The 20934-nt window shown below is 69.0% G+C and carries 22 protein-coding genes; 11 read left to right on the top strand and 11 right to left on the bottom strand.

Features of this window, described 5'->3' with window-relative positions; translation table 11 throughout:
- Window positions 1–45: 45 nt before the first annotated feature.
- From LCL87_RS24910 to LCL87_RS24885, 6 genes are read right to left on the bottom strand one after another with little or no spacing between them, the layout of a single operon-like run.
- Window positions 46–843, bottom strand: a complete 798-nt coding sequence (locus LCL87_RS24910; RefSeq protein WP_225024134.1) for an ABC transporter permease subunit — start codon at window positions 841–843, stop codon at window positions 46–48.
- The gene (locus tag LCL87_RS24905) at window positions 818–1720 is read right to left on the bottom strand and encodes a 2-aminoethylphosphonate ABC transporter permease subunit (protein WP_225024133.1); all 903 of its coding nucleotides are present in this window, start codon (window positions 1718–1720) and stop codon (window positions 818–820) included. Before LCL87_RS24905 ends, LCL87_RS24910 begins: the two co-directional genes overlap by 26 nt.
- Window positions 1717–2922, bottom strand: coding sequence for an ABC transporter ATP-binding protein (locus LCL87_RS24900; RefSeq protein WP_225024132.1), 1206 nt, complete (start codon window positions 2920–2922; stop codon window positions 1717–1719). Before LCL87_RS24900 ends, LCL87_RS24905 begins: the two co-directional genes overlap by 4 nt.
- A 1-nt stretch (window position 2923) precedes the next feature.
- The gene (locus LCL87_RS24895) at window positions 2924–3985 is read right to left on the bottom strand and encodes a 2-aminoethylphosphonate ABC transporter substrate-binding protein (protein WP_225024131.1); all 1062 of its coding nucleotides are present in this window, start codon (window positions 3983–3985) and stop codon (window positions 2924–2926) included.
- 59 nt (window positions 3986–4044) lie between these two features.
- On the bottom strand, window positions 4045–4722 hold the full coding sequence (locus LCL87_RS24890; protein ID WP_225024130.1) for a phosphonatase-like hydrolase: 678 nt from the start codon (window positions 4720–4722) through the stop codon (window positions 4045–4047).
- A gap of 22 nt (window positions 4723–4744) precedes the next feature.
- Window positions 4745–5872, bottom strand: a complete 1128-nt coding sequence (locus LCL87_RS24885) for a TIGR03364 family FAD-dependent oxidoreductase (protein WP_225024129.1) — start codon at window positions 5870–5872, stop codon at window positions 4745–4747.
- A 99-nt stretch (window positions 5873–5971) separates the two neighbouring features.
- Between LCL87_RS24885 and LCL87_RS24880 the strand changes: the two genes are divergently transcribed.
- The 5 genes from LCL87_RS24880 (at window position 5972) to LCL87_RS24860 (ending at window position 8571) form a co-directional block, all read left to right on the top strand.
- Window positions 5972–6502 carry an HD domain-containing protein gene (locus LCL87_RS24880; protein WP_225024128.1) on the top strand — a complete coding sequence of 177 codons (531 nt, stop codon included), beginning with the start codon at window positions 5972–5974 and terminating at the stop codon, window positions 6500–6502.
- A complete protein-coding gene (locus LCL87_RS24875; protein WP_225024127.1) occupies window positions 6499–7200 on the top strand; it encodes a GntR family transcriptional regulator in 702 nt (233 codons plus the stop codon). The genes LCL87_RS24880 and LCL87_RS24875 overlap by 4 nt, the downstream gene beginning before the upstream one ends.
- 105 nt (window positions 7201–7305) lie before the next feature.
- On the top strand, window positions 7306–7773 hold the full coding sequence (locus LCL87_RS24870) for an SRPBCC family protein (protein WP_225024126.1): 468 nt from the start codon (window positions 7306–7308) through the stop codon (window positions 7771–7773).
- Complete coding sequence (locus LCL87_RS24865; RefSeq protein WP_225024125.1) at window positions 7770–8108, top strand: ArsR/SmtB family transcription factor; 339 nt, start codon at window positions 7770–7772, stop codon at window positions 8106–8108. The genes LCL87_RS24870 and LCL87_RS24865 overlap by 4 nt, the downstream gene beginning before the upstream one ends.
- Window positions 8109–8127: 19 nt before the next feature.
- A complete protein-coding gene (locus tag LCL87_RS24860; RefSeq protein ID WP_225024124.1) occupies window positions 8128–8571 on the top strand; it encodes an SRPBCC family protein in 444 nt (147 codons plus the stop codon).
- Here the strand turns inward: LCL87_RS24860 and LCL87_RS24855 are convergent.
- Window positions 8568–8825 (bottom strand): three-helix bundle dimerization domain-containing protein, encoded by a 258-nt coding sequence (locus LCL87_RS24855; RefSeq protein ID WP_225024123.1) that lies wholly within the window; start codon window positions 8823–8825, stop codon window positions 8568–8570. The genes LCL87_RS24860 and LCL87_RS24855 overlap by 4 nt on opposite strands.
- 201 nt (window positions 8826–9026) lie before the next feature.
- Here LCL87_RS24855 and ppk2 point away from each other — a divergent pair, with 201 nt between their 5' ends.
- The 4 genes from ppk2 (at window position 9027) to LCL87_RS24835 (ending at window position 15856) form a co-directional block, all read left to right on the top strand.
- Complete coding sequence (gene ppk2 / locus LCL87_RS24850) at window positions 9027–9896, top strand: polyphosphate kinase 2 (RefSeq protein ID WP_510850860.1); 870 nt, start codon at window positions 9027–9029, stop codon at window positions 9894–9896.
- Between the two features lie 32 nt (window positions 9897–9928).
- On the top strand, window positions 9929–12724 hold the full coding sequence (locus tag LCL87_RS24845) for a cation-translocating P-type ATPase (RefSeq protein WP_225024122.1): 2796 nt from the start codon (window positions 9929–9931) through the stop codon (window positions 12722–12724).
- Window positions 12725–12801: 77 nt separating this feature from the next.
- The gene (locus LCL87_RS24840) at window positions 12802–14499 is read left to right on the top strand and encodes a SulP family inorganic anion transporter (protein ID WP_225024121.1); all 1698 of its coding nucleotides are present in this window, start codon (window positions 12802–12804) and stop codon (window positions 14497–14499) included.
- A 10-nt stretch (window positions 14500–14509) separates the two neighbouring features.
- A complete protein-coding gene (locus LCL87_RS24835) occupies window positions 14510–15856 on the top strand; it encodes a diacylglycerol/lipid kinase family protein (RefSeq protein ID WP_510850859.1) in 1347 nt (448 codons plus the stop codon).
- Window positions 15857–15963: 107 nt separating this feature from the next.
- Here LCL87_RS24835 and LCL87_RS24830 read toward each other — a convergent pair whose 3' ends face one another.
- Window positions 15964–16293 (bottom strand): hypothetical protein, encoded by a 330-nt coding sequence (locus LCL87_RS24830; RefSeq protein WP_225024120.1) that lies wholly within the window; start codon window positions 16291–16293, stop codon window positions 15964–15966.
- A gap of 141 nt (window positions 16294–16434) precedes the next feature.
- On the opposite strand from LCL87_RS24830, the gene map reads away from it, so the two are divergent.
- Entirely contained in the window at window positions 16435–17292 is an 858-nt protein-coding gene (gene map / locus LCL87_RS24825; RefSeq protein ID WP_225024119.1) for a type I methionyl aminopeptidase, read from the top strand.
- The gene (locus LCL87_RS24820; protein WP_225024118.1) at window positions 17289–18821 is read left to right on the top strand and encodes a cobyric acid synthase; all 1533 of its coding nucleotides are present in this window, start codon (window positions 17289–17291) and stop codon (window positions 18819–18821) included. The genes map and LCL87_RS24820 overlap by 4 nt, the downstream gene beginning before the upstream one ends.
- On the opposite strand, the gene LCL87_RS24815 is transcribed toward LCL87_RS24820, so the two are convergent.
- Genes LCL87_RS24815 through LCL87_RS24805 form a run of 3 tightly spaced genes read right to left on the bottom strand, consistent with a single transcriptional unit; the run spans window position 18802 to window position 20824 of the window.
- The gene (locus LCL87_RS24815) at window positions 18802–19545 is read right to left on the bottom strand and encodes an ABC transporter permease (protein ID WP_225024117.1); all 744 of its coding nucleotides are present in this window, start codon (window positions 19543–19545) and stop codon (window positions 18802–18804) included. The genes LCL87_RS24820 and LCL87_RS24815 overlap by 20 nt on opposite strands.
- Window positions 19542–20462 carry an ABC transporter ATP-binding protein gene (locus LCL87_RS24810; protein WP_225024116.1) on the bottom strand — a complete coding sequence of 307 codons (921 nt, stop codon included), beginning with the start codon at window positions 20460–20462 and terminating at the stop codon, window positions 19542–19544. The genes LCL87_RS24815 and LCL87_RS24810 overlap by 4 nt, the downstream gene beginning before the upstream one ends.
- On the bottom strand, window positions 20459–20824 hold the full coding sequence (locus LCL87_RS24805; RefSeq protein ID WP_510850858.1) for a GntR family transcriptional regulator: 366 nt from the start codon (window positions 20822–20824) through the stop codon (window positions 20459–20461). The genes LCL87_RS24810 and LCL87_RS24805 overlap by 4 nt, the downstream gene beginning before the upstream one ends.
- Window positions 20825–20934: the final 110 nt, after the last annotated feature.

The following is a 20934-nucleotide window of genomic DNA, read 5'->3' as shown; positions in this document are numbered from 1 at the left end:
GGGGGCAGGGGGTGGGTGGGTGGGCTGAGGGGGAAGGACGGCGGATCAGCGGGCGGCGCCGCGGCCGCGGATCCGGCCGAGGACCAGCAGAGTCAGCAAGGTAACCAGGAGCAGCAGGGTGGTGTTGGCGGCGGCCTGGAACACCTGGCCGCGATCGGTGAGCCCGAAGATGGCCACCGGCAACGTCTTCCACGTCGCGGGGTACACCATGATCGTCGCACCCAGTTCGCCCATCGACAGCGCGACGGACAGCCCGGCTGCGGCGCCGAGGGCCGGCACCAGCAGCGGCAACGTGATCCGCAGCAGCACCCGGACCGGTCCGGCACCCAGGGACTCGGCGGCCTGCCGGTAGGCGGGGTCGAGGCGATCCAGCGCCGCGGACACCGAACTGAACGCGAAGGCGAGCACCAGCACGGCGTGCGCGAGGATCACGATCCACTTGGTGCCGCCGAGCAGCAGCGGTCGCTCGTTGAACGCGATCAGCAGCCCCAGGCCGATCGCGACCGACGGCAGCGCAACCGGCAGGTGGAACACCGCGTCGGTGACCTTGCGCAGCCACGTCGGCGCCTCCCGCGCGGCCAGGGCCGCCCAGGTTCCGACGATCAGCGCCAGTCCGCCGGCGATGATCGCGGTCTGCAGGCTGACGATCATGCTGGCCAGGTTGTCGTCGGACAGCGCCGCCGACAGGTTCTTCGTGCCGAGATCCGACGGCAACGGGCCGTTCCAGGCGCCCGCCAGGGCCGCCGCGATCACCGTGGCGATCGGGGCGACGAACACGATCGCGACCACCGCGGCGAAGAACGTGAGCGTCAGATACCTAGCGCGTCGGGTCCACAGCAGCACGGCTGCCTCCCATCAGTCGGGCGAACAGGAATCGGTAGCCGCCGTACAGGGCGAGCGACAGCGCCACCTGGACGGTCGCGATCACGGCCGCGCCGGGCAGATCGAACGTGACGATGCCGTGCGTGTAGATCAACACCGGCAGTGTCATGACGTCCTTGGCGCCGGTGAACAGCACGATGCCGAACTCGTTGAGCGTCAACAGCAGAACGAGGGATCCGCCGGCCATCATCGCGGGCCACGCCTCGGGCAGCACCACCTGGCGCAGCACCCGTAGCGGCGACGCGCCCAGGCTCGCGGCGACATCGAGCTGATCGCGGGGGATCTGCGAGAACGCCGCCAACAGCGGCCGCACCACGAACGGGGTGAAGAAGGTGATCTCGGCGGCGATCACACCGAGCGGGGTGTTGAGGAAGTTCAGCGGACCCTGATCGGCGCCGGTGATCCGGGTGATGAGCGCGTTGACCGCGCCGGCGGTGCCGTAGAGGAATGTGAACGCGAGCGTCACCAGGAACGACGGTAGCGACAGGATCGTGTCGATCAGCCGGCCCACCACCTTCGACCCGGGGAACGGCACGAACGCGAGCACCAGCGCGAGGAACGTACCGAGCACGAGGCAACCCAGCGTCGACGCGACCGCTACCTCGACGGTGCGCCACAACGCGTTCCGGAAAGACACCGACCCCAGGACCTCTGTCCAGGTGGACCAGCCGCGGCCGGTGTCGGTGACGGTGGACTCGGCCAGTACCCGGGCCATCGGGTAGACCGCGAACCCCATGACCAGCAGCAGCGGCGGCAGCACCCACAGCCCGGACCGCCAGCGGGACGGCTCACGGCGAACCGGCGGTTCGGCGACGGGCGCGTCGAGAACGGCAGTCACTGTGAAACCTCCCCGGCCGCCCTCGGAACCGGCACCAGCACCGCGCCGCGCTCGGGGAAGCGCATGCCCACCTCGGTGCCGACGGGCCGCTCGTCGTGGCCGGGGACGTCGACGTCGATCGGGGTCTCGGGCAGGCGCGGCAGCGCGATCGTCACCCGGGTCGACGCACCGCGCCACACGCTGGCGACGATCCGTCCCGGCAGCACCCCGCGCTCGGCGGGGGAGGTGAGGGTGATCGCGTGCGGGCGCAGGCACAGCAGCGCGCCGGCGTCGGATTCCCACTCGGTGCGGCCGATCTCGGGCTGCGGGGCGTGTGCGGTGACGGGGGTGCCGCCCACCGACACCAGCGCCGACGTCCCGATCACGCGGGTCACGGTGCACGGCAGCAGGTTCGCGCCGCCGAGGAACGCTGCGGTGAAACTGCTCGGCGGTCGCTTCCACAGGTTCTCGGTGGTGTCGACGTCCACCAGGCGGGCGTCGCGCATCACCGCGATCCGGTCCGCGAGCGCGAGCGCCTCGGACTGGTCGTGCGTGACATAGAGCATCGCGGTGTCCGGCAGCGCGGCGCGCAGTTCCTGCAGTTCGGTGAGCATGCTCTGGCGCAGCTGTGCATCGAGGGCGGCGAGCGGCTCGTCGAGCAGCAGCACCTTCGGCCGGATCGCCAGCGCGCGGGCGATCGCCACGCGCTGCTGCTGGCCGCCCGACAGCTCGCGCGGAAAACGCTTGCCGTAAGCCGACATTCCCACCATCGCCAGGGCGTCGGACACCCGTCCGGCGATCTCGGCGCGCGGAACCCGCTGTGCGCGAAGCCCGAACGCGACGTTCTCGGCGACCCTCAGATGCGGGAACAGTGCGTAGGACTGGACGACGACGCCGATCCCGCGCTTGGCGGGCGGCAGGTCGGTGACGTCGCGGCCGCCGAGGCGGACCGTGCCCGACACCGGCCGGGTGAACCCGGCCAGTGCCTTGAGCGCGGTGGACTTGCCCGAGCCGCTGGGGCCGAGCAGGGCGACGGTCTCGCCGCGGGCGACGCGGAGATTGAAGTCGATCAGGGCCCGGGTGGCCCCGCGTCCGTGTCCGTACGCGACGTTCACCCGGTCGAATGTGATGGCCGGAAGGGACGAGTCGGCCTCACCCGACGCGGCGTCGGGTGCCTTGCCGATCGTGGTGCGGAGGGACCGCCCGGGCTCGAATCGTGGCATGTCAGTTACCGGTTGCCTTCTGGTAGGCGGCGATGTCGGCGTCCAGCGAGGCGAGGACGTCGTTCCAGTTCGGCGTCCACACCTCGACGCCGTTCACCAGGCCGGTCGGGGTCGACGGGTCCGTCGAGTTGCCCGCGGCCGCGCGGACGTCGGTGCGCACGGACACACCGCGCGCGTCACCGGCGACCGACTGCTGGGCCTTCTCCGACAGCAGGTATTCCATGAGCTTCTTGGCCTCGTCGGAGTGCGGGGCACCCTTCGCCAGGCCCATCACGTACGGCAGGGCGACGGTGGTGCGCTTGCCATCGGCCTCGGCGGGGAAGAAGATCCCGAACTTGGAGCCGTCGTCCGCGATCGACGCGAGATTCATCTGCACGTCGCCGTTCGCGACGAGGAGCTCGCCGTTGCTGACCTTGGGCTGCAGCTTGCCGGTCGACGACGACGGTCCGACGTTGTTGGCCTGCAACTTCGTCAGGTACTCGAGCGCGCCGTCCTTGCCCTTCAGGTGCTGGAGCAGCAGCAGGACGGCGGTGCCGTCACCGGCCTGGCCGGGGGTGGAGTACTGCAGCTTGCCCTTGAACTGGTCAGTGAGCAGGTCGTCCCACGTCTTGGGGGCCGGGTTCGCGCCGGGGTTCGCGATGAACGACAGGTAGTTGTCGACGACGGGCACGTACTTGCCGGCCGGGTCCTGGACGTCGGCGGGCACCGCGGAGGTGTCGATTCCGCTGGGCTGCAGCAGGCCCTGGGCGTCGGCCTTCTGGATGAACGGCGGCAGCGTCACGACGACGTCGGCCTGCGGGTTCGACTGCTCCTTGTCGACGCGGGAGACCACCTCGCCGGAGCCGGCCTCGACGAGGTTGACCGCGATGCCGGTCTCCTCGGTGAACGCGGCGAACTGCGTCTTGTACCAGCCCGAGAGGCCGTCGGCGCTGTAGACGGTGACGGTCTCGCCGCCGGTACCGGCCGCGGCGCCGGTGCCGCCGCACGCGGTGAGGGTGAGGGCCGCGGTGCTCAGGGCGATGGCTGCGATTCCGACGCGGAAACGCTTGGTGTTCCTGCTCATTCGGGATTCCTGTCTGGGGTGAGGGATTCGAACGGTGACGGAAGAACTCGGGAAGAAGATCAGTGCGAGAGAACGAGTTCGGTGAACTCGCGGACCGACGGCACGACGTGCGTCGGGTCGGCGGCGCGCAGCTGCTGTTCGTCGTGTGCACCGGTCAGCGCGCCGGCGACGACGCTCGCGCCCGCGCGGCGGCCGCTGGTGATGTCGTTGGCGGTGTCGCCCAGCACGGCAACGTCTTTCACGTCGTCGACGCCGATGCGCATGAGGGCGGTGAGGATCAGGTCGGGGTAGGGGCGGCCGCGACCCGCCTCGGCGGGGGAGAGCGTCAGGTCGGCGAGTGTCTGCCAGCCCAGGGCTGCCAGCAGCTTGTCCTGGGTGGTGCGGCTGAAGCCGGTGGTCAGCGCCACCCGGACGCCGGCGTCGCGCAGCGCGGTGATCGACTCGGCGGCACCGGGAATCGCGGAGGCGCCACCCTCGTCGACCAGCCGGTCGTACTCGGTCTCGAAGGCGCGGTTGGCGGCCTGGGCGCGGTCCTCGTCGCCGAACAGGGCGCGGAAGACGACGATCTTGGACTGGCCCATCGTGTCGAGGACGTACTGGCGGGCGGCGTCGGCCTCGGGGCCCGTCGCGGGCAGCCCGGCGGCGGCGCCGGCGGCGTCGAACGCTCGGAGCACGAGGCCGTCGTCAGCGACGGTGGTGCCGGCCATGTCGAGGACGGCGAGCTTGATGGTGGTCACGGTCTCTCCTGAGAGGTCGGGGTTACAGGCCGAGCTGGTCGGCGGTCTGTTCGGCGAGGGCGGGCCCGAGGGTCATGCCGCGTCCGCCCGGTCCGGCGACCACCCACACGCCGTCGGCGGGCTGGGCGCGGTGGACGAGTTGGGCGGGGTCGAGGCACTGGCTGTAGACACCGGCCCAGCGCTTGACGATCGGCGGCAGATCACGGCCGAGGAGTTCCTCGACGACGCTGGTCAGGTGGCGGTACGGGGCCTCGTCGACGTCGAAATCGAAGGGCTCGTCGTACTCGTGGGTGTCGCCGATGGTGAGCCCGCCGTGCAGGCGCTGCACGCACAGCAGCTGCATCCGGTGCTCGGCGGCGGTGGGCTCCTGCGGCTGCGCGGCGCGCAGCGCGTCGAGCGTGGATCCGGCGAAGGCGGGGTAGTAGCGCATGCTGTCGCCGTCGGCTATCGCGGTGGTGAGCGCCTCACCGAGCGGCGCGGTCTGCATCATCTGCAGGCGCACCCGGCGCAGCGGCAGGTCGCCGGCGAGGTCGCGGGCCAGGCCTCCGAGGGTGGCGCCGGGGCACACGATGACCAGGTCGGCGTCGAAGGTGCGGTCGTGGTCGTCGCGGATCCGCACACCCGCTGGGCTGGTGGTGATCTCGCGTGCCTCGGTGCCGGCGTGGAAGGTGTACCGGCCCGACGCCGCGAGGTGGCGGCGGATCGCGGGCAGTGCGATGCGGGACTCGACCGCGCCGTCGCGGACGCAGTGCAGGCCGGCGAGGAACTTGCCGCGCAGCGCGGGGTTGACGGCGCGGACCGCGTCGGGGTCCAGCAGCGAGAAGCCGCGGACGTCGGCATCGGGCCGGGCAACCATGTCCTCGGCGACCGCGACCTCCTCCGGGGTGCGCAGCAGGGTCATCGATCCGGCGGCGCGGAAGCCGATCTCCGGGACCCGTCGGGCCAGGTCGGCCCACAGTTCCCGGGAGCGGAGCGTGGCGTCGAGCTCGTGCTCGGCCCGCCCGGAGACCCACACCAATCCGAAGTTGCGTACGGTGGCACCGCGCGCCTCGAGTTCGCGTTCGAGATGGACGACGTCGTGTCCGCGGCGGATGGCCTCGTCGGCGTGCGCCGTGCCGAGGATTCCTCCGCCCACAATTGCAATTCGCATGGGGCACAGCCTGACCATTGGTCTAGACCAACTGGGGGGCATTCGGGAAACGCCAGATGAACAATTGGTATAGACCGGAATTTGTGTACGCTGACCGGTGTGAACGACGATTCCGCCGTGCTCGAAGAGGCTGCTGCGCTGTTGAATTCGCTCCGCGGAGTGTTCGACGGTGAGGCCGTCGACGAACTCGACCATGCCGTGCAGGCAGCAGGCCACGCCCTCGCGGACGGCGCTGACGACGAACTGGTTCTCGCCGCCGCGCTGCACGACCTCGCGCGCAGTCCGCTCCTGGGCATGGGAGTCGACGCGGCACACGACCGCGTCGCGCAGGAGTGGCTCACTCCCCGTTTCGGGGAGCGGGTCGGCTGGCTGGCCGGCGCACACGTGGCCGCCAAGCGGTATCTCGTCGCCACGGACCCGGCGTACGCCGAGACGCTCTCGTCGGAATCGGTTGCGACCCTGTGTCACCAGGGCGGACCGGCGGTCGACGACACTCGCATCAATCATCCGTGGTGGCCGGACGCCGTCCGGCTGCGCCGCTACGACGACCGCGCGAAAGTGCCCGGTGCGCAGGCGCCGTCGGTCGACGACATCCTCGCGGTGGCCCGACGTGTGCGGGCGGCGCGATGACCGCCGAGAGCCTGCCCAAGCACTACGTCGTCCGGACGCACGTGGAGGATCTGCTCGCGGACCTGTCCGAGGGCGACCCGGTGCCGGCCGAGCGGGAACTCGCCGCCCGCTGCGGAGTGTCCCGGGAGACGGTCCGGCAGGCGCTGCACGAACTGCTGGTGGCCGGACGCGTCGAGCGCCGAGGCCGGGGCACCGTGGTCGCCCGACCGAAGATGGTGCAGCCCCTCTCGCTCGGCTCCTACACCGAGGGCGCGCTGAGTCAGGGGCGGGAGCCGGGCCGAATTCTGGTGCGATGGGAGGAGGTCGACGCGCACGCGAAGCTCGCGGAGATCCTGGAGATCGCCGTCGGGGATCCGGTGATCCATCTCGAACGCGTGCTGCTGGCCGACGGTGAGCGGATCGGTCTGGAGAGCACGTACCTGCCGCTGCACCGGTTCCCGGACCTCGCCGATACGTTCGACCCGGAGACGTCGCTGTACGCGGCGATCCGCTCGACGGGGATCGAGTTCACCACCGCCACCGAGCGAATCGAGACGGCGCTGCCCACTCCGCGCGAGGCCGGTCTGGTCGAGTCGAGCACCGCGATGCCGATGCTGAAGCTGCACCGCGTCTCGCGAGACACGGCCGGGGTGCCGATCGAGCGGGTGCGGTCGTTGTATCGCGGCGACCGGATGGCGTTCGTGACGGAACTGCGCTGATCGCGCTTTTCGGGCGCGCGGGATGAAGCGCAACGTTTGGTTGCGCACATCGTCCTCGACCGGCTAGCCTTATGCGCAACCAAACGTTGCGGATGAGGGGCCGGTATGGAGTACGGACGAATCGAGCGATCGATCTACATCGAAGCCACGCCGGACGTGGTCTACGAGGTCCTCAGCTCTCCCGAACACTTGACGGAGTGGTGGCCCGACGAGGTCGTCGACTTCGAACCGGTGCCTGGCTCCGTCGGCGAACTGGTCTGGGGCGACAGAACTTCGCGGGATGGGCATGTTGCCCGGATCATGGTTGTCGACGCTCAGCCGCCCCGGTTGTTCTCCTTCCGCTGGGTCCATCTGGCAGACGGAGCGGCCGCCTCGGACGGCTCCCTGCTGGTCACGTTCGAGCTCGTCGCTTCGGGGGAGGGCACGACGGTCCGCATGACGGAAACCGGATTCCGGGAGATGGGCTGGGAGGCAGCCGTTCTCGAGGAGCAGTACAGGTCGCACATCGAGGGGTGGGACCGGCATCTGCCGCGCCTCGTCGAGTGCTCCAGCCGACTGGGGGCGGGCCGATGAACGCCCTTGTCGACGACGGACTCTGGTCGGCGATCGGGGACCCGACACGGCGACGAATGCTCGACCTGTTGCTGGCGGACGGTGAGGGGACGGCGACCAGCCTCAGCGAGCAGCTACCCGTGACCCGTCAAGCTGTCGCGAAACATCTCGGTGTTCTCGACCGCGTCGGTTTGGTGCATGTGACGCCCGTGGGCCGGGAGAGGCTCTACCGCGTCGACGATGCACAACTCGCCCGCGCCGTCGCGCAGCTCAATGCCGTCGGGTCGACATGGGATGCCAGGCTGCAGCGCATCAAGCGGATCGCAGAAGCGATCCAACGCGACATTCGAAAGTGACACGAGAGAGGAACTCGAGATGGTGGACATTCTGCACAGGGTCGGGATCAAGTCGTCCTCGGTCGACGATGTCTATGCGGCGCTGACGACGGTCGACGGTCTTGTCGGCTGGTGGGCCAGCGACACGGATGGGGACGCGAACGCCGGGGGAACGCTTCGGTTCCGGTTCGGAACAGACGGATTCGATATGAAGGTGATCGAGCTCCAGCCCGCGAAGCGAGTGCTGTGGGAGGTGATCGAAGGGCCCGAGGAATGGGTCGGCACCCGAGTGGTCTGGGACCTCCGCCGCGACGGCGACTACACAGTCGTCCTCTTTGCGCACGAAGGCTGGAAGGAACCCGTGGAGTTCATGCACCATTGCAGCACCAAATGGGCGCTCTTCCTGATGAGTCTGAAGTCGCTGGTCGAAACCGGCACGGGCGCACCGGATCCCCGCGACGTCAAGATCGACGACTGGAACTAGATGTGCACAGCGGGAACGTCGGTGGCGGACGCCTCGGTTTCATGATCGGCAACGGCCGATGACTGCTCCGCGAAGTGTCGGCGGGCGGCCTTCTCGACGAGCAGGGGAATGAACTCGCGCACCTTGCCGTCGACGAAGCGGGCGTGGATGCCGCGCACGACGCGCTCGACCTCGCCGGGCGGGACAGCCGGGTGCCGGATGATCAGGCGCTCGATGACCTGGTCGATCTGAAGCGCTTCGCCGTCCGCCTCCATTCGACAATCGTCTGGTTCACGGTGGGTTCAGTCAATCTCGAAACGGCACCGAAACCGAACCGGTTCGTACCGCCCGGTCCGAGCGATCCCGGAGTGGACCGGATGGACCGACGGAAAGGCGCGTTCCGCGGCGAAGCCGTCCGTGACGACGCAGAATGGAACGGGCTGGGGAAGAGGGGTATCCGCGATACGGAGGCATCCGTGGGCAAGAACTCCGAGGGCAAGAAGTCCGAGCGCAGGCGACGGCCGCCGGCCGGTACCGGGGAACTGATCGATTCGGGCGCCCCCGAGCCTGCCCCGCCGATGTCCAACAAGCACTATCGCCGCCAGTTGGCGCATCTGCAGGGCGAGCTGGTTGCATTGCAGGAATGGGTGCGGTCGTCCGGGGCGAAGATCTGCATCGTGTTCGAGGGGCGTGACACGGCGGGGAAGGGCGGGGTCATCAAGGCGATCACCGAACGGGTGAGCCCGCGGGTGTTCCGGGTGGTCGCACTACCGGCACCGACCGAGCGCGAGAAGTCGCAGATGTACATCCAGCGGTACCTGCCGCACCTGCCCGGGGCGGGCGAGATCGTCATCTTCGACCGCAGTTGGTACAACCGCGCCGGCATCGAGCGCGTGATGGGATTCTGCACGGAGGAGCAGGCGCGACTGTTCCTCCAACTGATCCCGACGGTCGAACGGGCGATGGTCGAATCGGGTGTCCTGCTGCTGAAGTACTGGCTCGAGGTGAGCGAGGAACAGCAGACGCTGCGCCTGCAGTCCCGCATCGACGACCCGCGGAAGTACTGGAAGCTGTCGCAGATGGACCTGAAGTCGTACAGCCACTGGTACGACTACTCGCGTGCCAGGGACGAGATGTTCCGGTTCACCGACACGGGGTGGGCTCCGTGGTACCTGGCGCTCAACGACGACAAGCGGCGAGGGCGACTCAACATCATCAGCCACCTGCTGAGCCAGATTCCCTACGAACCCCTCGAGCGACCCGACGTCAACCTGCCCGAGCGGCAAAGCCCCGACGGCTATGTCCCGCCGATGCAGCCGCTGCACTGGATTCCCACCCCCTTCTGACGCACCCGACCGCCGGGAAAGGAGTCGCAGCCATGGCCACCGCAGAACCGGTGCCCGACCGGACGGGTGCCACGGCCCCGACGGACTCCCGAACGACGTGGCACGTCCAGAGCCCCGACGAGGTCCTGTCGGCGCTGACGTCCGACTCCCGGTCCGGACTGAGCAGTGCTGACGCCGCGACGCGGCGGGAGAGATACGGCGCCAACGAGATTGCGGCCGAACCCGCCCCGTCGGTCTGGGCGCTCGCGTGGCTGCAACTGAAGGATCCGATGAACCTGATGCTCGTCGCGGTCGTGATCATCAGCCTCGTGATCGGGGAGATCTCGACCGCGATCGTGGTCGCGGTCCTGGTGGTGGTGAACATCGTCCTGGGAACCCAACAGGAGTTGAAGGCACGCGCCAGCGTGGACGCGCTCGCGAAGATGCAGACACCACAGGCCCGGGTGATCCGCGACGGCGCGCTGACGCAGCTTCCCGCAACCGATCTCGTCCCCGGCGACGTCGCGGAACTCGAGGCCGGGGATCTCGTTCCGGCGGACGGCCGCCTTCTGCGTTCGGCCACTCTGGAGACACAGGAGGCGGCGCTGACCGGAGAGAGCGCACCGGTCGCGAAGGATCCGGGGACGCTCACCGCCGCGGACGCCGCACTCGGCGACCGCAGCAACATGCTGTTCCAGAACACCTCGGTCACCCGCGGCACCGCGACGATGGTGGTGACCGAGACCGGGATGCGCACCGAGATGGGGAAGATCGCGTCGCTGCTCTCCGCGATCGCACCGAGCCTGTCGCCGCTGCAGCGCGAACTGCATTCACTGACGAAGGTGCTCGGCATCATCGCGTGGACCGCGGTGGCGGTGATCGTCGTGATCGGGCTGCTCCGAGGGCAGGACCTCACCACGGTGATGCTGCTCGGTATCTCGATGGGTGTCTCCGCAATCCCCACCGGGCTACCGACCTTCGTGCAGGCGATGCTGGCCTACGGCGCCCGACAACTCGCCGACGCCAAGGCGATCGTGAAGAACCTCAGCGACGTCGAGACGCTCGGCGCCACCAGCGCGATCAACTCCGACAAGACCGGCACGCTGACGATGAACCAGATGACGGTGCGGTCGCTGTACTTCCACGGCCGGTGGTTCGAGGTGGGCGGCGAAGGCTACGCCAAGTCCGGCGCGATCCGACACGTCGCGGGGGAGTCGGTCCCGGATTTCACCCTCCTCGCCTACGGGCTGTGCCTCGACAGCGACGCCACCGTCTCCGACGCCGGTGACGTGGTCGGCGACCCGACCGAGGCTGCGCTCGTCGTGCTCGCGGCAAAGATGGGTGTCGACGCCCCGCTCACCCGGCGCACCTATCCGCGGGTTGCCGAGGTGCCGTTCGATTCCGCCTACAAGTTCATGTCGACGTTCCACAGCCTGCCGGTCGACGGCACCACCCGGTTCGTCGAATTGGTCAAGGGCGGACCCGATGTGGTGTTGGCGCGGTGCCGGTCGGCCTTCCGCCCAGGTAGAGAGCAGGTGCCGTTGGACGACGTCCGGGAGGAGATCCTGGCGGCGAACCGGACCATGTCCGAGAAGGGGTTGCGCGTCCTGGCCTTCGCCACCAGGGTCCTGGACGGGGACGAGCAGGCGGTGGCAGCCGATCCGATGTCGTTCGTCGACGATCTCACGTTCGTCGGAATGGTCGGCATCATCGACCCGCTGCGGCCGGAGGCGGTCGACGCCGTGCGTACCGCGCACGGCGCGGGCATCGACGTCCGGATGATCACCGGGGATCATGCGATCACCGCCGCCGCGATCGGTGCCGAACTCGACCTGGGGCCGGGCGCGGTCAGCGGCGCGGAGCTTCAGGCCATGACGGACGACGAACTCGCGGCGAGGCTCCCCGAACTGCACGTGTTCGGCCGCGTCACCCCCGAGGACAAACTGCGCCTGGCCGACGTCATGCAGCGGGGTGGCGCGATCGTCGCGATGACCGGTGACGCCGTGAACGATGCTGCCGCGCTGAAGAAGGCGGACGTCGGCGTGGCGATGGGCTCGGGCAGCGAGGTGACGAAGCAGGCCGGCCGGATCATCCTCACCGACGACAACTTCGGGACCCTGGTCACCGCAATCCATCTGGGCCGCAGCATCTACGACAAGATCGTCGCCTACATCCGCTACCAGATGGCCAAGCTCTTCTCTCTGGTGTTGTTGTTCCTCGTCGCGAGCGTGTTCGACATCAACGACGGGGTCGCGCTCACCCCGCTCATGGTGATCTTCCAACACTTCTTCATCACGCTGTTCCCGGTCATCGTCATCATGCAGGATCCGCCGCCGCCGAACCTGATGGACAAGCCGCCCCGGGATCCGAAACAGCCGATCGCGAACCGGACGTCGTTCGTCCAGTGGTTCGCGTACGGCGTCCTACAGTTCGCGGTCGCGCTCGCGGCGCTGCTGCTGGCGCCGGGCACCATGAGTCCCACGGAACCCAACGTCCCGATGACGATGGCCTTCGTGGTCCTGTCCCTCGGTTCGGTGCTCGCCGGGCTGGTGATGCGACGCGACCCGGAATCCGGTGTCGCCCCGCCCATCCTCGGCGCGCTCAAGATCCTGTCGATCCCCACGATCGTCACGGTGCTCGCGGTGGAGCTGGGGTTCCTGCAGGATCTGCTCACCACCACATCCCTCACCGGTGCGCAGTGGCTCGCCTGCCTCGGGTGGTCGCTGATCATCCCGGTCGTGATCGAGGCCGAGAAGTGGTTGCGGCGCCGGCGGCGGCAGAGAACGGCGCCTGCGTCACCGATTCCCGCGACGGACGTCGTCGACCCGCGGCGTGCGCGCGTGCGCTGATCGGGATCTCCGGCGCCCGCGGACGGATCTTGCCCGAATCCCCGAGCCCGCAGCGGTTCCGGGACGATAATCCGTGCATGGCCTGGACGGAACTGCTGTGGCGGTTGCCCGGCCCGGCGACGGCCCGGGGCTACCGCCGCGAGTGGTTGCGCACGGACATCGTGGCCGGGCTCGTGCTCACCGCGCTCCTCATCCCGGCGGGCATGGGGTATGCGGAGGCCGCCGGGTTGCCGGCGTACGCGGGTCTGTACGCGACCATCGTGCCGCTCCTCACCTACGCGGTGCTGGGACCGTCGAAAATCCTCGTCCTCGGCCCGGATTCGTCGCTCGCTCCGCTGATCGCCGCGGCGGTGCTGCCGCTGGCGGCCGTCGGCGATCCCGAGAGCGCACTCGCCCTCGCCGGGGTGCTTGCCGTTCTCGTCGGGGCGATCCTCATCCTCGGCGGGTTCCTCAACCTGGGCTTCGTCACCGAACTGCTGTCGAAGCCCATCCGACTCGGCTACCTCAATGCGATCGCGCTCATCGTCGTGGTCGGCCAGCTGCCGAAACTCCTCGGGTTCCCGGTCGAGGCGTCCGGCATCCTCGGAGAGATCGTCGAGATCGGGAAGGCGGTGTTCGCCGGCGACGTCGACGCCGTCGCCGCGACGGTCGGGGTCGGCTCACTCGCCGTGATCGTGGCGTTCCGGCTGTGGTGGTCGCGGATTCCCGGGGTGCTGGTCGCGGTGGTCGGTTCGATCGTGCTCTCCGCCGCGATCGGACTGGACGATCGGATCGGGATGGTGGGCGCGCTTCCCAAGGGCCTGCCGCTGCCGTCGTTCGGCGGCGTCGCCTGGGGCGACGTGCTGCAGTTGATCGGTCCGGCGGCCGGTATCGCGCTGATCGCGTTCGCCGACACCGGTGTGCTGTCGCGGACGTTCGCCGCCCGCCGCGGCGAGGACGTGAACGGCAGCACCGAGATGAAGGCGATCGGTGCGGCCAACGTCGCGAGCGGCCTGTTCGGCGGGTTCCCGATCTCCGCCAGTGGATCCCGGACTCCGGTGGCCGAACAGAGCGGTGCGCATACGCAATTGGCGGGGGCGGTCGGCGCGCTGGCGGTCCTGGCGTTCGTGCTGGTCGCGCCCGGCGTCACCGCGTATCTGCCCGACGCCACTCTCGGCGCCGTCGTGATCGTCGCGGCGACGGCGCTGATCGACGTCAAGGGCATGGCACGGCTGTGGCGGATGAGCCGAGTGGAGGCCGGACTCGCCGGTGCCGCCTTCCTCGGTGTGGCGCTGGTCGGCGTCCTGCAGGGCATCCTGGTGGCGATCGGACTGTCGTTCGTCGCGGTCGTCCTGCGGGCCTGGCAGCCGTACCGCACCGAACTCGTCGAGCTGACGTCCGGCCCGGGCTTCCACGACATCTCGCGGCACCCGGACGGGCACCGCATCCCGGGTCTGGTGATCATCCGCTTCGACGCACCGCTGTTCTTCGCCAACGGCGGGATCTTCGACGACTACGTGCGCTCGGTCGTGAAGCGCGAGGAGGCGCCGACCGAGTGGGTGGTGATCGCGGCCGAACCGATCACCGGGCTGGACACCACCGCGGTCGACGAACTCGTCGACCTCGACCGGTATCTCGAGGGCCAGGGCATCCGCCTGGCCTTCGCCGAGATGAAGGGGCCGATCAAGGACCGTCTGGTGCGGTTCGGCCTGGGCGAGCGCTTCGACGCCGGCCACTTCTATCCCACGATCGACGCGGCGGTCGATGCGTTCCGGCGCCGCGCGGATGCACGGTAGGAGGCGAATCGTGTCCGAGACAGCCCATCGACCGACCACTCCGGTGTCGCGGGCCCGGCGGTGGTGGGCGCGTGCGGCATTCGTCGCCGGGGCCTGTGCCGCGGGCGTCCCGATCGTGGTCGCCGGACTGTTCGGCACTGTGGCCCTGCTGTTGGTCGCGGTCGGTGGAGTCGTCGTCACGGTCGCCGGGTTGTACTGGTTCCTCAGCAGTCGTGGTGTGCCGCGGGCGTCCTCGCTCGGGGTGGCGGTGCTGGCGCCGATGGTCGTTCTCGTGCTGTTCGTCCGCGCCCACCTGCTGTGGGTGGTCCTGGTTGCCTGTGGGCTGCTGATCGTGGCGGTGTTCTGCGCATACGCGGCGCTGGCCGACGGGGACGAGACGGACACGATGCCCGAGCATTCGGTCCCGCCACCGCGGCGCCCGTTCCTCGTGATGAATCCCCACTCCGGCGGAGGCAAGGTGGAGAAGTTCGACCTGCGCCGCAAGGCCGAGGCACTCGGAGCCGAGGTGGTCCTGCTCGAGGGTCCGGGGACCGTCGACGTCGTCGCGCTGGCGCAAGCGGCGGTCGAACGCGGCGCCGATCTGCTCGGGGTGGCCGGCGGGGACGGGACTCAGGCGCTGGTGGCCGCCGTGGCGGCCGAGCACGACCTCCCGTTCCTGGTGATCAGCGCCGGAACCCGCAACCACTTCGCGCTCGACCTCGGACTGGACCGGGACGATCCCGCGACCTGCCTGGATGCACTGCGGGACGGCGTGGAGATCCGGGTGGACCTCGGCGTGTTGAACGGCCATCCGTTCGTCAACAACGCCTCGTTCGGGGTGTACGCCGAAGTGGTTCGCAGCCCGGCCTACCGGGACGACAAGACGGCGACCGCCCTGCAGATGCTGCCGGACCTGCTCGGCCGGCAGCACGATTCCGGGCTGACCGTCGACATCGACGGTGAAACGTTCGGCGGCCCGCAAGCGGTGCTGGTGAGCAACGGGCCGTATCGGACCACGGATCTCGTGGGTCTGGGACGGCGGGAACGGCTGGACGCCGGCGTTCTCGGTGTCGTGGTCGTGTCGGTGGCCAGTGCCCGGGACGCGGTCGGACTGCTGCAGGGCGGCCACACCCGGGGGCTGACCACGACCCGCGCGGCCGAGGTCGTCGTCCACTCCGACCGGGACGAGATCCCGATCGGGGTCGACGGCGAATTCCTGATGTTCCGCACGCCCGTCCGGTGCACCGTCGCGCCGGGGGCATTGCGGGTGCGGGTGCCGCGAGTGCGGCCGGGCATGCGCCCGACGAAACCCGCGATCGACCTGGCTCGGCTGTATCGGCTGACCGGGATGCCTGCGCGATTCCCCCTGACGCGGTGACTCGGCGACGGGAGAACCATCGCGCCGAAGTCGTGCCGGGCCCGATCGAGCGCATCAGGTCGCTGTACCGGGGCGACCGGACGAAGTCCGTGACCACGTTGCGGCGACTATCTGCCCACCATCTCGATCGCGAGCCGGATGTAGAGGTTGACTTCCTCGACGAGGTACACCACCGACAGTTCCGCGGTCTCGCGGTAGTCGCTGCGCGTCGTCAGTGTGATGCGGGGCGGCTCCTCTGCCGCGTGCAGCATCAGTTCGGCGTTCCTGGCGCCGCTCATGCGGGCGAAGGCGCACGCCCACTCGGGATGGATGTCACCGTCGAGTTCGACGTCGATATGGACGAAGTCGTCCGAGACGGCCGATACGACCTTGCTGACCTTGACCGGAGCCCACCGATGTTCGGCGGCCCGCGACTGCTGGCCCATTGTCACCCTCACTTCTGACCAGGTTGACCGCTCACCATACCGACTTTCCGGATAAACGCATCCGGGCTGGTCGCGGACCGTTTCGGGACGCGGCACGGGGTCGGTGCGGGGCGGGAGGGCAGCGCGCACCGGGACGCGGTTTACGCTGGACCCATGCCTGTTCGCACTGCTCTCGTTCCCGGAACCGTCTCACCCGTCCTCGACGTGCCCAAGGGCATCGAGCGTCCCGAGTACGTGTGGAAGGCGACGGCCCGCGAGGGCAAGGAGCCGTGGGTGCAGACGCCCGAGACCATCGAGAAGATGCGGGTGGCGAGCAAGATCGCAGCTCAGGCGCTGCAGGAGGCCGGCAAGGCCGTCGCTCCCGGTGTCACCACCGACGAGCTGGACCGTATCGCGCACGAGTACATGTGCGACCACGGCGCCTACCCGTCGACGCTGGGCTACCGCGGCTTCCCGAAGTCGTGCTGCACGTCGCTCAACGAGGTCATCTGCCACGGCATCCCCGACTCGACCGTCATCCAGGACGGCGACATCGTCAACATCGACGTCACGGCATTCATCGACGGCGTGCACGGCGACACCAATGCGACGTTCCTGGCGGGCGATGTATCCGAGGAGAACCGGCTGCTGGTCGAGCGCACCCACGAGGCCACGATGCGCGCGATCAAGGCCGTCAAGCCGGGCCGCGAACTCAACGTCATCGGCCGCGTCATCGAGTCGTACGCCAACCGCTTCGGCTACGGCGTGGTCCGCGACTTCACCGGCCACGGCATCGGTGAGACTTTCCACAACGGCCTGGTGATCCTGCACTACGACCAGCCCAACGTCGACACCGTCATCGAACCCGGCATGGTGTTCACGATCGAGCCGATGATCAACCTCGGCACCGTCGACTACGACATCTGGGAGGACGGCTGGACGGTCGTCACCAAGGACCGCAAGTGGACCGCCCAGTTCGAGCACACCATCGTCGTCACCGACGAGGGCAACGAGATCCTCACGCTGCCGTGACCGCGGCGCTCAGCGGCGCGCTACTGGTCGCCGGCACTACGTCCGACGCCGGCAAGAGCGTCCTCGTCGCCGGGCTGTGCCGGATGCTGGCGCGTCGCGGGGTGCGGGTGGCGCCGTTCAAGGCGCAGAACATGTCGAACAACTCCGTCGTCACGCTCGACGGCGGCGAGATCGGCCGGGCACAGGCGCTGCAGGCGCGGGCCTGCGGGCTGGACCCGAGTGTGCGGTTCAACCCGGTGCTGCTCAAGCCCGGCGGTGACCGGACGTCGCAGCTGGTGGTCCGCGGCAAGGCCGTCACCACGGTCGGCGCCCGCGACTACATCACCCACCGGGAGTGGCTGCGCGAGCTCGTCGCCGACGAGTTGGCATCGCTGCGCGCCGAGTTCGACGTGGTGATCTGTGAGGGAGCCGGCTCGCCCGCGGAGATCAACCTGCGGGCCACCGACCTGGCGAACATGGGGCTGGCGCAGGCCGCGCAGCTGCCCGTGATCGTCGTCGGCGACATCGACCGCGGGGGAGTGCTGGCGCACCTGTTCGGCACGGTCGCGGTCCTCTCACCGGAGGACCAGGCGCTGATCGCCGGGTTCGTGATCAACAAGTTCCGCGGCGACGTCAGCCTGCTCGAGCCCGGCCTGGACCAGCTGACGGCGCTCACCGGCCGCCCCACGCTCGGGGTGATCCCGTTCGCCGAGGGCCTGTGGCTCGACGCGGAGGACTCGCTCGGCGTGGTCGGGGACGCGCCCGTCGGTCGCCCCGCGCCGCCGGTCGGCGACGAGTGGCTGCGGGTCGCGGCGATCCGGCTGCCGCGCATCTCCAACTCCACCGACGTCGAGGCGCTCGCGTGCGAACCGGGTGTCTCGGTGCACTGGGTGAGTGAGCCGTCGCGTCTGGCCGACTCCGACCTCGTCGTGGTGCCGGGTAGCAAGTCCACCGTCACCGACCTGGAGTGGTTGCGGCGCAGCGGAATCGGCGACGCATTGATCCGTCGCGCGCAGGCCGGCGGGGCGATTCTCGGCATCTGCGGCGGCTACCAGATGCTGGGCGCGGTGATCGACGACGACGTCGAATCCGGCACCGGTCCGGTTCCGGGCCTGGGTCTGCTGGACCTCGAGATCGAGTTCGCGACCGACAAGGTGCTCGCGCAGGTCGAGGGCGATGCAGACGGAATCCCGGTGCGCGGCTACGAGATCCACCACGGGCGGGTGCGTCGAAACGGTGACGCCCCCCTGCTGACGGCGGCCGACGGGGCGAAGGAGGGCAGCGTCCGCGGCAGCGTGCGCGGCACCCACTGGCACGGGATCCTCGAGAACGACGAGTATCGGCGCCGGTTCCTCGCCGAGGTGGCGGAGAGTGCCGGCCGGGCGGGCTTCGTCGTCGCGCCGGACACCGACGTGGCCCGGGTCCGGGAGGCGCAGCTGGATCTGCTCGCGGACCTCGTCGAGAACCATCTCGACATCGACGCGCTCGACGCGCTGCTGGGTGGTGGCGCGCCGAGCGATCTGTCCACGATCAGATCATTGCTCGCCTGAGTACTGCCCAGGTCGCGGCGATCGACACGGCCGAAGCGGCCACGGGCACCACTGCCAGGACCACCGCTCGGGGGGAATCGACGAACCACGACCCGATCGCCGGCCACCAGTGCGCCCACGTGACGACGACAGCGGCGAGGCCGAGCGCCCCGATCGTGCCGATTCCTGCGATCAGCAGGCCTGAGGTCCGCCAGCGCAGGAAGACCGCGCCCAGCAGCATCGCGAGCGCAGTGGTCAGCAGCAGGCTCGCGAACAGCGTGACGGTCTGCAGCACAACGGAATCGGTCGCGTAGCGGAGCACGCCGAACATGCGCATCCCTACGCCCCACCCGTCGGTCGCGGCCTCGATCACCGACAGCAACTGCAGCACCGCGGCGAAGACGATCGACTGGACGATCGCGACGACCGTGGTCGAGGTGAAGAACTGGCGCCGCGTCACGCTCAGCCCGAGCGCGAACGGAAAGGTCTGCGCCATCGCCTGGGTGTAGAACGCGACGACGAAGCCGTAGAGCGCGAGCACCGCGCCCGTGACGTGGGTCTCGTCATCGGCGTCGATCAGCGCGAAGATCGTGAGGTTGATGGCGAACGTGACCGCGAGGATCGCGGCGGGTGCGGCCAGTAGCAGCGGCCACGACACCGCGTGGAGGCGGCAGACCGCGAGAAGGCGTCGGACGCCGGTGGGAGCGGGGTGCGCCGATGTGGCGGGAAGGGTGGCTACGGTCATGATCGGAACTCCTTGGCGCTGTCGGCGCGGCCGTCGAGGGCGCTTCGAATCGTGATCTGTTGCAGGGAAACCGGGGCAAGATCGATGTCCAGCCGCGCAGCTTCGGCGCGGTCTGCCGCGGTCAACGCTCCCTGCACTGTTGCGCGAGCGAAGCCGCCGATGTCCTCACGGTGCAGGGTGCTCCTGCCGACCGTGAAGGAATCGACGGCGGCGGTCCGCCCGCTGACCTGTATGTGTCGGCTGCGCAGATCATCCGTCTCGGCGTCGGCGGCGATACGACCGCCGTCGATCACGATGACGTGCTCTAGCAGGTCGGCGACCTCGTCGATGAGATGGGTGGACAACACGACGGTGCGCGGATTGTCGGCGTAATCGGCGAGCAGTCGGTCGTAGAACAGCTGGCGGGCCACCGCGTCGAGGCCCAGATACGGCTCGTCGAACAGCGTCAGCGGCGCGCGTGATGCCAATCCGATGACGATGCCGAGCGCTGACGTCATTCCGCGCGAGAGCTTCTTGACCCGGCGGCAGTCGGGGAGTTGGAAATCGTCCATCAGTCGGCCGGCGAACTCGGCGTCCCATCTCGGCATCAGCAGCTCTGCCGCCGACAGGACATGCTTGACCTTCAGGTCGTCGGGATACTTCTGGCTCTCCTTGACGAAGCACAGGTTCTGGAGAACCTGCGCGTTCTCGAAGGGCGCCCCGCCGAACACTCTGAGCTCTCCGGCGCTCGGAAGTTCCTGGCCGGTGAGGATTTTCATCAGCGTGGTCTTGCCCGCGCCGTTGCGGCCGAGGAGTCCGTAGATCTTCCCCGCGTGCAGATCGAACGAGACGTCGTCGAGTGCGGTGACGTCGCCGTACCGTCGCCCGATCGCCCGTACCGAGACGATGGTGTCCCGGTCTGTGTCCGTCATGGTCATGGACGTTCCTCCCACTTGTCCAGCATGGATTGAAGTTCGGCGATGCTCATTCCGAGCTTCTCGGCTTCGCGCACGAGCGGAGCGACGTACTGCGCCGCGAACTGTTCGCGCCTGCGGAACCTGAGTGCCTCCCGCGCGCCGGTGGCGACGAACATGCCGATACCTCTTCTCTTGTAGAGAATTCCGTCGGCGACGAGCTGGTTCAGGCCCTTCGCCGCTGTCGCTGGATTGATCCGGTGGAAGGCGGCTAGTTCGTTGGTGGACGGCGCCTGTGACTCCTCCGGCAGTGAGCCGTCGATGATTGCGTTCTCGACAAGCCCTGCGATCTGTTGGAAGAGGGGCTTGCCTTCCTCGTTCAGCACAGTTCCCCGTCCCCTTCGAGGCTCACTGGTTCATTACTCATGTAATGAACCATAGAAGTGGCGTCGAGGTTCAGTCAACCCCTGCTACCGGCTCCTGCCGTTTCCCTGTT

This window comes from Prescottella equi (genome assembly GCF_020171745.1).
GTDB classification, from domain to species: Bacteria; Actinomycetota; Actinomycetes; order Mycobacteriales; family Mycobacteriaceae; genus Prescottella; species Prescottella equi_A.
Note: the sequence above shows the minus strand (reverse complement) of the source record. Positions and strands in the feature narration are given on the sequence as shown.

Bases quoted from the DNA above. Each gene is read 5' to 3' on its own strand.
- LCL87_RS24900 (WP_225024132.1), bottom strand. From the start codon at position 2,922: ATGCCACGATTCGAGCCCGGGCGGTCCCTCCGCACCACGATCGGCAAG.
- LCL87_RS24895 (WP_225024131.1), bottom strand. From the start codon at position 3,985: ATGAGCAGGAACACCAAGCGTTTCCGCGTCGGAATCGCAGCCATCGCC.
- LCL87_RS24885 (WP_225024129.1), bottom strand. From the start codon at position 5,872: ATGCGAATTGCAATTGTGGGCGGAGGAATCCTCGGCACGGCGCACGCC.
- LCL87_RS24875 (WP_225024127.1), top strand. From the start codon at position 6,499: ATGACCGCCGAGAGCCTGCCCAAGCACTACGTCGTCCGGACGCACGTG.
- LCL87_RS24870 (WP_225024126.1), top strand. From the start codon at position 7,306: ATGGAGTACGGACGAATCGAGCGATCGATCTACATCGAAGCCACGCCG.
- LCL87_RS24865 (WP_225024125.1), top strand. From the start codon at position 7,770: ATGAACGCCCTTGTCGACGACGGACTCTGGTCGGCGATCGGGGACCCG.
- LCL87_RS24860 (WP_225024124.1), top strand. From the start codon at position 8,128: ATGGTGGACATTCTGCACAGGGTCGGGATCAAGTCGTCCTCGGTCGAC.
- LCL87_RS24855 (WP_225024123.1), bottom strand. From the start codon at position 8,825: ATGGAGGCGGACGGCGAAGCGCTTCAGATCGACCAGGTCATCGAGCGC.
- LCL87_RS24845 (WP_225024122.1), top strand. From the start codon at position 9,929: ATGGCCACCGCAGAACCGGTGCCCGACCGGACGGGTGCCACGGCCCCG.
- LCL87_RS24840 (WP_225024121.1), top strand. From the start codon at position 12,802: ATGGCCTGGACGGAACTGCTGTGGCGGTTGCCCGGCCCGGCGACGGCC.
- map (WP_225024119.1), top strand. From the start codon at position 16,435: ATGCCTGTTCGCACTGCTCTCGTTCCCGGAACCGTCTCACCCGTCCTC.
- LCL87_RS24815 (WP_225024117.1), bottom strand. From the start codon at position 19,545: ATGACCGTAGCCACCCTTCCCGCCACATCGGCGCACCCCGCTCCCACC.
- LCL87_RS24810 (WP_225024116.1), bottom strand. From the start codon at position 20,462: ATGACCATGACGGACACAGACCGGGACACCATCGTCTCGGTACGGGCG.